This is a genomic window from Amycolatopsis sp. NPDC059235 (assembly GCF_042754125.1).
Taxonomy (GTDB): Bacteria; Actinomycetota; Actinomycetes; order Mycobacteriales; family Pseudonocardiaceae; genus Amycolatopsis; species Amycolatopsis albidoflava.
Window position 1 is genome coordinate 16,785 of sequence record NZ_JBHZAG010000108.1, and the last position, 12,490, is coordinate 29,274.

Below are 12,490 nucleotides of genomic sequence, written 5' to 3' on the forward strand. Positions count from 1 at the left end.
ACGACTGGGGCAACCCGCTCGGCGGCGTGACGCCCGTCACCCCGCTGAGCTCCGGCTATTTTTACATCGTTGGAACAACGTTGTAAACAGGCAAAACGTCGCTACACTACGTGGTCGTCGGGGCTGGTGCCGGAAGCCTCGCGGGCTCGTGATGGGCTCTGGGCGGACGAGATGAGGAGTCAGCGTGGCCGTGACCCTGAAGGACGTCGCTACGCTGGCGGGCGTTTCGGTGAAAACCGTGTCGAACGTGGTGAACGGCTACGCGTTCGTGAAGCCGGAGAACCGGCGGCGCGTCGAAGAAGCACTGGCCGCGACCGGGTACCGGCCGAATGTCGGCGCGCGCAACCTGCGGCGCGGGCGGACCGGGTTCCTGGCGTTGATGGTTCCGGAGCTGAGCATTCCGTACTTCGGCGAGATGGCCGGGCTGGTGATCACCGCCGCGCAGCGCCGCGGGTGGAGCGTGCTGATCGAGCAGACGCAAGGGACTCGTGACCGGGAACGGGCCACTGTGGACTCACTGGGTCCGCATTTAGTAGACGGTGCCCTGGTGCATCCCGAAGCGCTCGAAGCAGACGATTTCCCTGCGGCGGAAGGGAAAATCCCGCTGGTGCTGCTCGGCGAGCATGCGGTGGACGTCGCGCTCGACCGGGTGGCGATCGACAACGTGCGGGCCGCGCACGTCGCGGTGTCGCACCTGGTTTCGCTCGGCCGTCGCCGGATCGCCGCTATCGGCGCGAATCCCCAGCGCGGGACGTCGTCGCTGCGGCTCGCCGGTTATCGGGCCGCGCTGGCGGACGCTGGTTTGCCGTCGGCGGATTCCTTGGTGGAGCCGGTGGCGAAGTATCACCGCGCCGAGGGTGCCGCGGCGATGAAACGCTTGCTGACACAGGAAGAACCGCCGGACGCGGTGTTCTGCTTCAACGACCTGCTGGCCGTCGGCGCGTTGCGCTCGGCGGCCGAGCACGGTCTTCGGGTGCCCGACGACATCGCGATCGTCGGCTTCGACAACACCGAGGAGAGCGCGTTCAGCCTGCCCGCGCTCACCACGATCTCGCCGGACAAGGCGGCCATCGCCGAGGCCGCGATCGACCTGATCCACAGCCGCCTTGCCGGTACCGAGAGCGCCGCGCCGCGTTCGGTGCAGCCGCCGTTTTCCCTGGAGGTAAGGGAAAGTACGGTCGTTTCCTAGAGCAGTCGCGCCGCCAGCACGAGGATCACCGCGCTGGACAGCAAAGCGGTGCCGAGCCGTCCGCGCGGACCGGTGAGGCCGCGTCCGAGCAACGCGCCGCCGATGGCCAGTAGCAGTTGCCAGCTGGCCGAAGCGGCGAACGCGGCGGCGGCGAACACGGTGCCGTTCGCCGGTCGTTCGCCGAGGACGAGTGCGGTGAAGTAGATGATGGTGGTCGGGTTGAGCAGGGTCAGGCCGAGCAGTGTCGCGTATGCTTTTAGCGGGTGTGGTTCCGTTGCCAGCAAAGGAGTTTCGGCGGATCGATAACGCCGGATAGCTCGGACCGCCGTCCACGCGGCGAGCAGGAACAGGGCGACCGCGGAGGTCAAGCGCAGGGGAGTGGTGATCGGGGCGAGCAGCGGGGCCAGCGCGGCACCGCCGGTGGTGGCGAGAACGGCGTAGACGCCGTCCGCGGTGGCCACGCCCATCGCCGCGGCCGCCCCGACCCGCCACGACGTGCGCGCGGTGAGCTCGACCAGATACACGCCGATCGCACCGACCGGCATGGCGATCCCGTACCCGGCAACAAGCCCCGCGACCAGCGCGGCGCTCATCGGACGGCCTGGCTAGTCCCTTCCTGAGCCGTCTGCTGCTTGCCGCGGGAGGCAAGACAGCGGGACGGGGGACGGCGCGCGGGTTCGGTGGTCATGGCGGGAATACTCGGCTGTCCGATCGGGACTGGGCAACTGAATTTCCGCCGTGCCAGGATGGGCGGATGCCGGTTGAACTGCCTGTTCCGCTCGTGGTCCGGTACCGGGCGGTGGATCGGGAAACAGTGGGCTCCGCGCTGGTGGACAGCCCGCGACACCTCGACGCCCTCGCCGAGGACATCGCGCGGCACGGAATCCGCACGCCGTTGCGGCTCGGGTTTTGCGAGGAGTTCGGCACGCTGGACGGCAACCATCGGATCGCTGTAGCGCTGCGGCTCGGGCTGGCGACGGTGCCAGTCACCGTCGTCAGGGAGCCGCGAACTCCGCGCCCCGGACACGCGCGACCCATGCAGGCGGCGGATTTCGCGGTCCTCGAAGCCGCTGCGGGGAAGTAGCCGCTACTCGCCGCGGGCAGCGATCTTGTCGATCACCGTCGCCACCGCCTCCGGCTGGGACAGCAGCGAGTAATGGCTAGCCGCCAGTTCGACACAATCAGACCCAGCCCGCTCAGCTAACCAGCGCTGCAGGTCCGGATGGAGAATCCGGTCCTCTGTGGACACTGCGTAAGCCGTCGGCAGATCGCGCCAGGCACCAGGACCCGCGGGTGCCGCGAAGCATTCGGCGCGAGCGCGTCGTTGCACCGAGGCCAGCGCGGCGGCTCGTTCGGGAGCCACGTCGGCGGCGAAGGCGTAATGGAAGCGGTCCGGGTCGATCGACGACCACCCGTCCTCGCGGAACACCATCGCGTCGTTGCCAGGAGAGCCCGGGAATTTGCCGTTCAGCGAAGGCACGTTCTCGCCTTCGTCCGGGACATACGCCGCGAAGTATGCCAGGGCGTTGACCTGCGGATTGTCCTTCGCCGCACCGGAAATCACCGCGCCGCCGTAGGAATGGCCGGCCAGCACGACCGGGCCGCCGAAGGTCGCGATCTCCCGGCGGACCTCGGCGATGTCGTCCGCGAGCGAGGTCATCGGCAGGTGTGCCGCACGGACCCGGTGTCCTTGCCGATGCAGCGCGGGGATCACCTCCAGCCACGCCGACCCGTCGCTCCAAGCGCCGTGAACCAGAACGATTTCCGCCATGAATGCCTCCCCTTCGTCTGAAGGCAAGCCAACCACCGGCGGCGTCCGGGGATTCGCTGTCCCGGCGGAAAGAGGAGGATTCCGACCTCAACCCGGGCCCGAACGGCGCTATCTGACAAGGAAGCCTTGACAGCGAAGCGGCGGCCGGGACGCGCCCGGCCGCCGCTCGCTCAGCCGATCAGCCGACCGGCACCTGCTCGTAGATCCGCTGCTGCGGTCCGGCCGCCGCGCGGATTCCGTTGACCCACAACCGCTGCACCCGGGACGCTTCCTGCGAGTTCGGGTTGGCGTTGTGGCAGGACGGGCCGGGGCCGCCGCCCGACATCAGCTCCGAGCACGGGCCGGAGTAGTGGTCCGGCAGACCGAGCGCGTGGCCGGTCTCGTGCGCGGTGATCCGCGTGTTGTCGTACTGGCGGGCCTGGGTGTAGTCGATGAAGATGGTGCCGTAGCCGTGTCCGTCGGTCTGCGCGTACGACCCGCGCGGGTCGTTGCCCTCGACGTACCGCAGCGAGGCCCCGGACGAGCGCTCGACCAGCTTCACGTTGGTCACCGCGCGGTTCCAGTTCGCCGCGCCCGCGTTGATCGCGGCCCGGAACGACGGCGCGCCTGCCGTCGAGTAGTAGACCGTGGTCGTCGCGGCGACGGAAGGAGCCGGAGCAGCGACTGCTACGGCGCCGGCGAGCGGCGTGGCGGCGACGGCGAGTGCGACCGCGCCGGACAGCACGAACTTCCTGGACATAAGAAAGCTCCTGGGGGATTGGGGAGTTTGCCGGGTTTGCGCGCGCTCAACCCAAAGTAGGCAGAAGCTCCCGGAATGTGACCCCCCATTCGTACGGTCCGGTAACTGGTGATTTCCCACCACTAACGACGGGTTGACAAGCCGTTACCAGGGCTGCATCTCGTCGTCGTCCTCGCCGGCGGCGCGTCGGCGGTGCGGGCCGGACGTCGGCCGGGGCGGTTCGGGCGCGGCCGGGGGCGGCGGGGTGGTGCCGGGAGGCGGCATCGGCGGACGGCTGTGGGTCGCGCCGGCCGGCGGGGGCATCGGGCGGCCGAAAGCGGCGCTGCCCGGCGGAGTGGTGCTGCCCGGCGGAGGTCCCGGGTACCGGGCGGGCGGTTCGGACCGCGGCGGCTCGGCCGGGGGTTCCGGCTCCCGCTCTTCCTCCGGCTCCGGCAGGTACGACTTGACCACGTTCATCATCTCGCTGTCGCCGGCGATCGGCTCGAACGCGTCGATGACGTCGCGCGACACCTGGCGCTGCGCCTTGCCGTAAGCGTCCATGATCGAGGCGGTGAGCCGGGCGCCACCGTGCCGAAGGGCGCGGTCGTCGATCTCGAGGTTCTTGAGCGTGCCGTTCGGGGCGACCGAAACCGACACGAGCCCGTCGCCCGATTTGGCGCGGCCCTCCGCGGTGCTCAGCGTCTCCTGCAGGGCAGCGCTTTTGGCCTGCATCTCGTCAATCCGCCGCTGGAAGTCGTCCAGCCACCCCTGATCGTCCACCGGCGAACGCTATCGGCCGCCCCCGCCCAGTTGGTGAACCTCGGATGGCTGCCGGGCGACGAAACGATCGACATCCGCGGCGGGCCGGAGCCGGATGAGGCAACGCGAGCGGTAACAATGGGCAAGTGTCCGAAGAAGTCCAGGCCCGCACGCGCAACCGCTGGGGCGAGGGCGAACGGCTGCGCGGGGAAATCCTCGCCGCGGCCAGCAGGCTCCTGTCGGAACTCGACGGCGAGGACGCGCTCACTATCCGCGGGGTTGCCCGCGCCGTCGGCATCGCCCCGGCCAGCATCTACCAGCACTTCAGCGACCGAGCCGCGCTCGTCACCGGGCTCGCCGAGTACGAGTTCGGGCGGCTGCGCGTCGCGATGGACGCGGCCGAGTCCCGAGTTCCCGCCCGCGACGCGGTGGGCCGGGTGCGCGCGCTGCTGCACACGTACTGCCGGTTCGCGATGGCCAACCCTGGCCACTACCGGCTGATGACGGCCAACGGGGCCAGCCGGCCGTCCCCGGAGGTCCGGCCGCACGGTCCGGCGGTCGATCTCGTCGACCGGATCACCGCCGCGTTCGCCCGCTGCGCCGAGTCCGGCGCCGAGCTCCGCGTGCCCGCCGAACGGGCCGGAGTGATCGCGTTCGTCGGCGCGCATGGCCGCGTCGCGCTGTTCCATTCGACCGGAAGGCAGCCCGGCGGGGACGAAGTGGTGAGCTTCGCCGACGAGCTGCTGGCGCTCATTTTCGCTTGAGCCACGGGCGTTTTCTCCCCGTTTGCCACGCTCGTCCACGGCCATCCCGGTGATCTTGAGCCGCACTGCTGGGCAATCGTTCACCACAACGCCTAACATGTGTTCAGTAAGTATCCGAACACTCGTTTGGTGACTTCTCCTCCAGGAGGCTGTGATGCCGGAGGCCCGGCCCGTAGAGCAATTTCCGATGACCCGCGGGCGCTGCCCGTTCGATCCGCCGCCCGAACTCGACCGCAGGCTGCGCGACGAGCCGGTGTCGCGCGTGCGGATCTGGGACGGCAGCGAACCGTGGCTGTTCACCCGCTACGAGGACGTTCGCGCCCTGCTCGCCGACCCTCGGGTGAGCGCCGATCCGGACCGGGCCGGCTATCCGCCGCAGACGCCGGGGATCAAGGCTCGGCGCAGCCGGTTCAAGTCGTTCATCGGCATGGACGAGCCGGAGCACGCCGCCCAGCGCCGGCTGCTCACCGGCGATTTCATGGTGAAGAAGATCCAGGCGATGCGGCCGCGGATCCAGCAGATCGTCGACGAACTGCTCGACGAGATGCTGGCCGGTCCGAAACCCGCCGATCTCGTGCAGGCGTTCGCGCTGCCGGTGCCGTCCTTGGTGATCTGCGAACTGCTCGGCGTGCCGTACGACGATCGCGACTTCTTCCACCGCTGCAGCAAGGTCTTGGTCTCACGGGAGGCGACCGCCGAAGAGTCGCTCGCGGCGGCGGAGGAACTGCAAGGCTATCTCGGGCGGCTGGTCGAGAAGAAGATCGACGATCCGGCCGATGACGTGTTCAGCAGGCTCGCGACCGGACCGGTCTCCGCTGGCACGATGACCGTCGAGGAAGCGGCCGCGATGGGGCAGCTGCTGCTCGTGGCCGGCCACGAGACCACGGCGAACATGATCGCTCTCGGCACGGTGGCGTTGCTGGAGAACCCGGATCAGCTCGCCGCGGTCCGCGACGGCGACGACGCTTTGCTCGCCAACGCGGTCGAGGAACTGCTGCGCTACCTGACGATCGTCCACTCCGGACGCCGCCGCGTCGCGCTCGAAGACCTGGAGATCGGCGGGCAGACCGTCCGCGAGGGCGAGGGCCTGGTCGCGGCCACGGACGTCGCCAACCGCGACGAGACGCAGTTCCCCGAGCCGGACAAGCTCGACGTCACCCGCAAGGCGCGCCACCACGTCGCGTTCGGCTACGGCGTGCACCAATGCCTCGGCCAGCCGCTCGCGCGGGTCGAGCTGCAGGTGGTGTACCGGACGCTGTACCGGCGGATCCCGACGCTCCGGCTGGCCGCGCCGGTGGACGAGCTGAAGTTCAAGCACGACATGGTCGTGTACGGGGTGCATGAACTCCCCGTGACCTGGTGAAAGGAGTCGCGAGATGAAGGTGGTCGTCGACCAGTCCCGCTGCGTCGGGGCCGGGCAGTGCGTGCTCGTCGCGCCCGAGGTGTTCGATCAGCGCGACGAGGACGGAATCGTGGTGCTGCTGCGGGAAAATCCGCCCGCGGAACTGCACGCGCAGGCGAAGGAGGCGGCGCAGCTCTGCCCGGCGCTCGCGATCGAGGTGGACGGCTGAGCCGGCGGCCCCGACGGTCCTTTATCCTGTAAGGAGAAAGGGGTCGCCGGTGGTCGTGTTCGCGGGGCAGGGCGACGCCCGCCGTTCGATGGAGCTGCTGTGGCGCGCGGGCGTCGAATCGCGCAGCGCACCGGGGCCGAAACCGGCGCTGAGCGTCGACCTCATCGTGGGCGCGGCGATCGAACTCGCAGACGCTGAGGGCATGTCGGCGTTGTCGATGCGCGCGGTCGGGGAACGGCTCGGGCGCACGGCGATGGCGCTGTACACGTACGTGCCGAGCAAGACCGAGCTGATCGACCTGATGTGCGACCAGGTGTTCGGCGATCTGCGCGACGACCACGACCTGTCCGGCGGCTGGCGTCCCGCGCTGGTGTCTTTGGCCGGTGACCTGTGGGACTTCCATCTGCGCCACCCGTGGCTGCTGCAGGTCTCCTACGCGCGCCCGGTGCTGGGTCCGGGGGAGTTCCGGATGCAGGAAACGGTGCTGCGGGTGCTGTTCGCGACCGGCCTGCCCGCCGGTCAGGTGCGGCGGCTGGTGGGCGCGCTGCTCAACGTCGTGCGCGGTGCGGTGCAGATCGCCGCCGAATCCCGGCTGGCGCTGAAGGAAACCGGACTGTCCGATGAGGACTGGTGGCGGGCGCGGACGTCCGCGCTCGGCGAGCTGGCTCCGGATCTGGCTGAGCGGTATCCGCATGTTGCGCGGTTGGGCGAGGAGAGCGCGCCGCCACCGCCCGCCGGAGTGTCCTATTTGGAGCATGAAGCGCGGCTGAGCTTTGAAGCCGGTGTGGCGGTGCTGGCGGAAGGCATCGAGGCGGCTATCGCTTGCGCGCCTCGATCAGATACCGAGTAGTCGTCGCCACGAACGGCCCCTTCTGCAACTCCTCGTGCAGCTCGCGCAGGCGCGGCAGGTATTCGTCCACCGTGAACCCCGGAACCATCCAGATCACCTTGCGCAGGAAGTAAATCACCGCACCGATGTCGTGGAACTCGGTGCGCAGCTCCTCGAAGCGCAGGTCCACGACCTCAAGCCCGGCCTTCTCCGCTTCGGCCTTCGCGCGGTCTGGATGCCTGCTGTTGCGAACCTCCGGCGTCTGCGGCCCGAGAAAGTACTCGACCAGCTCGAACACACTCCATGGCCCCACGTGCTGCGACAGATAGCTGCCGCCGGGCTGGAGAACCCGCACGATCTCGTCCCACCAGACCGTCACCGGATGCCTGCTGACCACCAGCTCGAACGTGTTGTCCTGAAACGGAAGCGGCGGCTCGTCGGTGTCCGCGACGACGGTCGCACCACGAGGTTCGAGCAACGCGGCGGCCTTCTCGAGATTCGGCGGCCACGATTCGGTGGCGACCGTCAGCGGTGGCAGCACCGGCACGCCTGCCAGGACTTCGCCGCCTCCGGTCTGGATGTCCACAACGGACTGGACGTCCCGCATCCGCTCGCCGATCAGCCGCTGATACCCCCAGGACGGCCGCTGCTCGCTGGCCCGTCCGTCGAGCCACGAGAAATCCCAGCCGTCCACGGATGCCGACGAGGCCTCGTCCACCAGTTCGTCGAAGGTGCGCATCCGGTGATCGTCACAAATTCGGCTCGGGCGGGCCACTCGATTTTCGCTGCGGCGCCGGCGGCACCGGTTTGGCCGCGACCACCGCGGCCAACGGGACGACAACCAGCCCGCGTTTGGTCTCGACAGTGCAGGTCTCGGCGTCGCGAGCGCGCAACGGACCAAGGGCGTCGGTGAACCCGCCCTCGATCCGGTATCGCACGACGACCCGCGTGCCCAGCGGGAGTTCTGTCAGCGGAGTCACCGCGACAGGTGTGCGTTGAGTTCGTCGTCGCTCGGCTCGACGAGGTGGCTGCCGTCCGCGAAGACGATGGTCGGGATGCGGCGCGCGCCGTCCTGCAGCTGGCGTACGCGGGCTTCGGCGGCGGCGTCGGCCTCGACGTCCACGTAGTCGTACTCGACACCCTTCGCGTCGAGCAGCGCGCGGCTGCGTTTGACGTCCGGGCACCAGCTTGCGCCGTAGACGATTGGGTTGCTCATGACACTACCTCCGAGGGGACGACAGCGGTTTTGCCTTCGGCCGCACCGGGTTCCGGATGGCCGAGGAACGTGAGCCAGTCGCGGAACACGCGGTGCACGGCTTCCGCGCCGACGGGTTCGCCGGGCGCGGGGAATTCTCGCGGATGCAACAGGAAGCCGCGCTGCTGCGGTCCGCCGAGACCGCCGTGTGAGCCGACGTGCCGTTCGAACGGCGAGGACTGGTCGGAGTCCGCGTCGTACCGGCTGTTGATCATGATGTCCGCGCAATGCGGGAAGCTGTCGACGCGCTGGACCAGCTCAGCGGCGTACGGTCCGTAGTCGGCCAGCGGGTCTTCGCCGATCACGACGCCGGTCGCCAGCCGCTTCAAGCCGTCGCGGCCCAGCACCACCGGGCCGAATTCGTGGCTGCGGACCAGCAGGAATCCGACGCCGTCGTGGTCGACCAGGGTCGGCAGCAGGTCCGGGTACTCCCGTTCGATCGTCTCCAGTTCGACCCGGCCCTCGTGTTCGGTGAACGACACCATCGCCAGGTGCCCGGACACCACGGCGACCACTCCGGGAGCCACGCGGGTGACCTGGCCCGGCGAGCCGGTCGCGGTGCGCGGCCGGTTCTCGGCTCCTTCCGCGCCTTCGACCCGGGCACGCAGCCGTCGCGCGATCAGGCCGCCGGTCGCGGTCGCCTCGGCGAGGGCGGCGTTGACCTGCCAGCTTTCCGCCTGCCGGCGCTTTCCTTGCTCAGCAACAGGTTCGCCGCCGCAGAGCCGTCCGACGAGCGCCTCGACGGTCTCGCCGAACCGGTCGACGAACGCCTGGCCTTGAGTCTGTCCGTGATCCGACAGCCCGACGATGTGGTACTTCCGCGGCGAGAGCCGACCGGCCCGCAGCAGCCGCGCGAACTGCTGGTCGATCGAGCGCAGCACCTCCAGCGTGTCGAACCGTTCGATGCCGGAGTGGTGCGCGACCTCGTCGTAGCCGAGGAAATCGGCGTACACCACGGGCCGTCCGGCGAGCATGTCGCCGATGATCGCGGACACCACGACGTCGCGCGCGATCACCGTCGTGCCAGGCCGGGCGAGCGGGTAGACGCCGCCGCGCGGGATCCGCGGCAGGACGCCGGCGCGCCGTTGTTTGGCCGCCGCGGACAGCTCGCGGACGACGTCGGCGAGCGCGACGCCGAAGGTGCGCAACACGTTGACCGGGTTGGCGAAGTAAGCGCGGTACCCAGCGCCGACGCGGTCCCGGCGACGCTTGCGCGGCGTGAGGACCGGCACCGAACTCATGGTCAGGCTGACGTGCGGGGCGTCGCCGGAGAAGAGGTTGCCGTGGCTCGCGCCGCCGATCGACAGCAGGCCTTGTCCGTCGCTGTGCCGCCGCTCGATCTCGGCCGCGTCGGACGGATGCGCGCACGCCATGACGTGGTCGCGATCCTTTTCGTACCAGCGGAAACCGAGGATATCGTGGTTCGAACCGTGCAGGATCCCGCAGACGCTCGCGCCGGTCTGCGAACTCCAGTCGGTGTGCCAGCGGGTGAGCGAATGCGTGTCCTCGGACAGCCACTTGGCGAAGGTCGGCATGTCGCCGTCCCGGACAGCGCGGCGGACGGTGTCGTAACCCAGCCCGTCGATCTGCAGGAAGACCACGCCGGGCGGCTGGTCGGCGAAATCGGTGCGGTGCTTCGCTTTCCGCCGGCGGCGCGCGGCACGGCGGAAGAAGATCTCGTCCTCGTCGACGGCGAGCACGCTGGAGATCACCGCGCCCACCGCGGACATCGCGACGGTGATGACGACCGCGGTGGAGAACCCGTGCAGCTCAACCCCGGGCACGGCCTGCAGGATCGCCAGGGCAGCCGCGCTGAGCAGGATGTACGTGCCGACGCCGAGGGTGAAATACGCGATCGGCCACGCCACCCGGACCACGAGCGGCCACACCACGGAGACGAGCAGCCCGAGGATCAGCGCGCACACCGTCGGCTGCCACCAGGACTGCATCGTGAACCCGTCGAGCCACGCGTCGAGCAGCCGCAGCGCTCCGGTGACCGCCACCCAGACCAGCAGGACCCGCGCGACGACCCGGCCGCCGCGCAGCAATCGGCCCTTCGCCGGAGCAGGTGTCGTCATCGATGTCCTCCCGTCTGGTTGGCCGCCCGTTTCCTGGAGATCAGCGTGGTCAGCACGGTCACCAGCAGCACCAGGACGGTGGCGAGCAGCGTCGCGATGAGCGGCGAGTCGAAGATGCCGCCGCTGAGGATGCCCAGCAGCGAGTACGCCACTGCCCACAGCACGCAGGCCAGGAGGCCGGACGGCAGGAACTTGCGCCAGGGGTAGCCGAGTGTGCCCGCGGCCAGCAGGACTGGGATGCGTCCGGCGGGTACTAGACGGCCGATCACCACGAGCTGCCAGCCGCGTCTCGAGAACTGTTCCCGGCCTTTGGCGAGGCGTTCGGCTTGCTGGCGTCGTTCTACGAAGCGCAGCAGCGGTTCGCTGCCGAATCTCGGAACGGCGAAGGTGATCACGTCGCCCAGGTACGCGCCTGCGACTGCCAGCAGGATCACCAGAGGGAGCGAGAGGTGGTCGGTGGTCATCGCGACCGCGGCTGCCGCTCCGACGACCGCGCCGGTCGGGACGATCGGGATGACGGAGCCGAGCAGTACTCCGCCGAACAGCGCCGGGTAGCCGATCGCTGACGGGTCTGTCCAGTTCACCCGCGCTCCTTGCGGGCCGGGAACAGGACGTCGGAGCCGGGGCGGGTGTGCAGGACCTCGGTGTCCAGGCCTAGGCAGCGGACGTGGTGCGCGAAGGTGCGCGGGGGTTCCACGAGGAGCCGGCGCATTTTGGCCGTGCGGTGGAGGCCAGGGAGGGCGAGGGTGCCCCAGTGGACTGGAACTGCCGTGCGGGCCTGGAGGAGAGCGGCGGCTTGGGCGGCCCGTTCTGGGGTGAGGTGGCCTGGGCCGAGGTTGGGGCCCCAGCCCCAGACTGGGAGCAGGGCTACGTCCACCGGGCCTAGGTCGGCCATGCCCGGGAAGAGGTCGGTGTCGCCTGCTGAGTAGATCCGCTGGTTGTCGGCTTCCAGGAGGTGGCCTAGGGCTGGGCTTTGCGGGCCGTGGGTTAGGCGGGGGCCCCAGCGGTGGCCTGAATGGATTGCTTCGGTGGCGGTGATTTTTAGCGGGCCGGAGGTGGTGGATTGGCCTGGGGCGAGTTCTTCTACCTCGGTGAAGCCTCGTTTGGTTAGCCAGCGGCCTGCGCCTCGGGGGACGACGATTCTTGTGGCTTTGCCTAGGAGGTTGAGGGAGGGGAGGTGGAGGTGGTCGCCGTGGAGGTGGGAGATGAGGACGATGTCTACTGCTGACCAGGCGGTGATGTCCGGTTTGGGGACTACCCGGGTTAGGGGGCCGATCCAGCGGGTTAGCACTGGGTCGGTCAGGGCGACTTGCCCGGCTAGTTCCACGCGGGTGGTCGCGTGGCCTAGGAAGTGGAGGTTCGGGCTGGTCACGGTGTCGAGTATTGCTGGATGTTCCGGGAGATGCTCGGTGGAGTGGTGGGGGGCACCGTTTCGGGATGCTCGTCGCCTGGCGGCGACATCGTTGGTGGTTGCGTGGGGCACCCCGAAGCTTGATTGTGCTGACGGTCTGGGGGTGCTTGTCAAGGCGGGAAAGAATACATTTCAAGCAACCCCA

At 69.2% G+C, this 12,490-nt stretch carries 16 protein-coding genes; 6 read left to right on the forward strand and 10 right to left on the reverse strand.

All coding sequences use genetic code 11. The annotated features are described in order from the left end of the window. The first annotated feature begins 184 nt into the window (after window positions 1–184). Entirely contained in the window at window positions 185–1,189 is a 1,005-nt protein-coding gene (locus tag ACFXI3_RS41240) for a LacI family DNA-binding transcriptional regulator (protein ID WP_378407136.1), read from the forward strand. On the opposite strand, the gene ACFXI3_RS41245 is transcribed toward ACFXI3_RS41240, so the two are convergent. Further along, the gene (locus ACFXI3_RS41245) at window positions 1,186–1,782 is read right to left on the reverse strand and encodes a LysE family transporter (RefSeq protein ID WP_378407138.1); all 597 of its coding nucleotides are present in this window, start codon (window positions 1,780–1,782) and stop codon (window positions 1,186–1,188) included. The two genes, ACFXI3_RS41240 and ACFXI3_RS41245, sit on opposite strands and share 4 nt — an antisense overlap. A gap of 161 nt (window positions 1,783–1,943) precedes the next feature. Here ACFXI3_RS41245 and ACFXI3_RS41250 point away from each other — a divergent pair, with 161 nt between their 5' ends. Continuing rightward, window positions 1,944–2,273, forward strand: a complete 330-nt coding sequence (locus ACFXI3_RS41250; protein WP_378407140.1) for a hypothetical protein — start codon at window positions 1,944–1,946, stop codon at window positions 2,271–2,273. Window positions 2,274–2,276: 3 nt separating this feature from the next. On the opposite strand, the gene ACFXI3_RS41255 is transcribed toward ACFXI3_RS41250, so the two are convergent. From ACFXI3_RS41255 to ACFXI3_RS41265, 3 genes are all read right to left on the reverse strand, one after another. Further along, on the reverse strand, window positions 2,277–2,960 hold the full coding sequence (locus ACFXI3_RS41255; protein WP_378407142.1) for an alpha/beta fold hydrolase: 684 nt from the start codon (window positions 2,958–2,960) through the stop codon (window positions 2,277–2,279). 178 nt (window positions 2,961–3,138) lie between these two features. Next, the gene (locus ACFXI3_RS41260; RefSeq protein WP_378407144.1) at window positions 3,139–3,699 is read right to left on the reverse strand and encodes a snapalysin family zinc-dependent metalloprotease; all 561 of its coding nucleotides are present in this window, start codon (window positions 3,697–3,699) and stop codon (window positions 3,139–3,141) included. 144 nt (window positions 3,700–3,843) lie between these two features. Next, a complete protein-coding gene (locus ACFXI3_RS41265; protein ID WP_344269036.1) occupies window positions 3,844–4,458 on the reverse strand; it encodes a YbaB/EbfC family nucleoid-associated protein in 615 nt (204 codons plus the stop codon). 125 nt (window positions 4,459–4,583) lie between these two features. On the opposite strand from ACFXI3_RS41265, the gene ACFXI3_RS41270 reads away from it, so the two are divergent. From ACFXI3_RS41270 to ACFXI3_RS41285, 4 genes are all read left to right on the forward strand, one after another. Continuing rightward, window positions 4,584–5,201: a TetR/AcrR family transcriptional regulator gene (locus ACFXI3_RS41270; RefSeq protein WP_344269039.1), complete on the forward strand. Its 618-nt coding sequence runs from the start codon at window positions 4,584–4,586 to the stop codon at window positions 5,199–5,201. 154 nt (window positions 5,202–5,355) lie between these two features. Next, on the forward strand, window positions 5,356–6,564 hold the full coding sequence (locus ACFXI3_RS41275; protein ID WP_378407147.1) for a cytochrome P450: 1,209 nt from the start codon (window positions 5,356–5,358) through the stop codon (window positions 6,562–6,564). Between the two features lie 13 nt (window positions 6,565–6,577). After that, complete coding sequence (locus tag ACFXI3_RS41280) at window positions 6,578–6,772, forward strand: ferredoxin (RefSeq protein WP_370940028.1); 195 nt, start codon at window positions 6,578–6,580, stop codon at window positions 6,770–6,772. 49 nt (window positions 6,773–6,821) lie between these two features. After that, the gene (locus ACFXI3_RS41285) at window positions 6,822–7,622 is read left to right on the forward strand and encodes a TetR/AcrR family transcriptional regulator (RefSeq protein WP_378407149.1); all 801 of its coding nucleotides are present in this window, start codon (window positions 6,822–6,824) and stop codon (window positions 7,620–7,622) included. Here the strand turns inward: ACFXI3_RS41285 and ACFXI3_RS41290 are convergent. From ACFXI3_RS41290 to ACFXI3_RS41315, 6 genes are read right to left on the reverse strand one after another with little or no spacing between them, the layout of a single operon-like run. Next, complete coding sequence (locus ACFXI3_RS41290; RefSeq protein WP_378407151.1) at window positions 7,588–8,340, reverse strand: methyltransferase domain-containing protein; 753 nt, start codon at window positions 8,338–8,340, stop codon at window positions 7,588–7,590. The genes ACFXI3_RS41285 and ACFXI3_RS41290 overlap by 35 nt on opposite strands. A 10-nt stretch (window positions 8,341–8,350) precedes the next feature. Further along, window positions 8,351–8,581: a ferrous iron transport protein A gene (locus ACFXI3_RS41295; RefSeq protein ID WP_354750003.1), complete on the reverse strand. Its 231-nt coding sequence runs from the start codon at window positions 8,579–8,581 to the stop codon at window positions 8,351–8,353. Continuing rightward, window positions 8,578–8,817 (reverse strand): glutaredoxin family protein, encoded by a 240-nt coding sequence (locus ACFXI3_RS41300; protein WP_378407153.1) that lies wholly within the window; start codon window positions 8,815–8,817, stop codon window positions 8,578–8,580. Before ACFXI3_RS41300 ends, ACFXI3_RS41295 begins: the two co-directional genes overlap by 4 nt. Then, window positions 8,814–10,934 carry a phage holin family protein gene (locus tag ACFXI3_RS41305; RefSeq protein ID WP_378407155.1) on the reverse strand — a complete coding sequence of 707 codons (2,121 nt, stop codon included), beginning with the start codon at window positions 10,932–10,934 and terminating at the stop codon, window positions 8,814–8,816. The genes ACFXI3_RS41300 and ACFXI3_RS41305 overlap by 4 nt, the downstream gene beginning before the upstream one ends. Continuing rightward, window positions 10,931–11,518, reverse strand: coding sequence for a DedA family protein (locus ACFXI3_RS41310; protein WP_378407157.1), 588 nt, complete (start codon window positions 11,516–11,518; stop codon window positions 10,931–10,933). The genes ACFXI3_RS41305 and ACFXI3_RS41310 overlap by 4 nt, the downstream gene beginning before the upstream one ends. Then, on the reverse strand, window positions 11,515–12,306 hold the full coding sequence (locus tag ACFXI3_RS41315) for an MBL fold metallo-hydrolase (protein WP_378407159.1): 792 nt from the start codon (window positions 12,304–12,306) through the stop codon (window positions 11,515–11,517). Before ACFXI3_RS41315 ends, ACFXI3_RS41310 begins: the two co-directional genes overlap by 4 nt. Window positions 12,307–12,490 lie beyond the last annotated feature (184 nt).

What these genes read in the sequence shown, in the direction of transcription:
- ACFXI3_RS41245 (WP_378407138.1), bottom strand. Translation starts at nt 1,782, where the DNA reads ATGAGCGCCGCGCTGGTCGCGGGGCTTGTTGCCGGGTACGGGATCGCC.
- ACFXI3_RS41250 (WP_378407140.1), top strand. Translation starts at nt 1,944, where the DNA reads ATGCCGGTTGAACTGCCTGTTCCGCTCGTGGTCCGGTACCGGGCGGTG.
- ACFXI3_RS41255 (WP_378407142.1), bottom strand. Translation starts at nt 2,960, where the DNA reads ATGGCGGAAATCGTTCTGGTTCACGGCGCTTGGAGCGACGGGTCGGCG.
- ACFXI3_RS41260 (WP_378407144.1), bottom strand. Translation starts at nt 3,699, where the DNA reads ATGTCCAGGAAGTTCGTGCTGTCCGGCGCGGTCGCACTCGCCGTCGCC.
- ACFXI3_RS41275 (WP_378407147.1), top strand. Translation starts at nt 5,356, where the DNA reads ATGCCGGAGGCCCGGCCCGTAGAGCAATTTCCGATGACCCGCGGGCGC.
- ACFXI3_RS41280 (WP_370940028.1), top strand. Translation starts at nt 6,578, where the DNA reads ATGAAGGTGGTCGTCGACCAGTCCCGCTGCGTCGGGGCCGGGCAGTGC.
- ACFXI3_RS41290 (WP_378407151.1), bottom strand. Translation starts at nt 8,340, where the DNA reads ATGCGCACCTTCGACGAACTGGTGGACGAGGCCTCGTCGGCATCCGTG.
- ACFXI3_RS41300 (WP_378407153.1), bottom strand. Translation starts at nt 8,817, where the DNA reads ATGAGCAACCCAATCGTCTACGGCGCAAGCTGGTGCCCGGACGTCAAA.
- ACFXI3_RS41305 (WP_378407155.1), bottom strand. Translation starts at nt 10,934, where the DNA reads ATGACGACACCTGCTCCGGCGAAGGGCCGATTGCTGCGCGGCGGCCGG.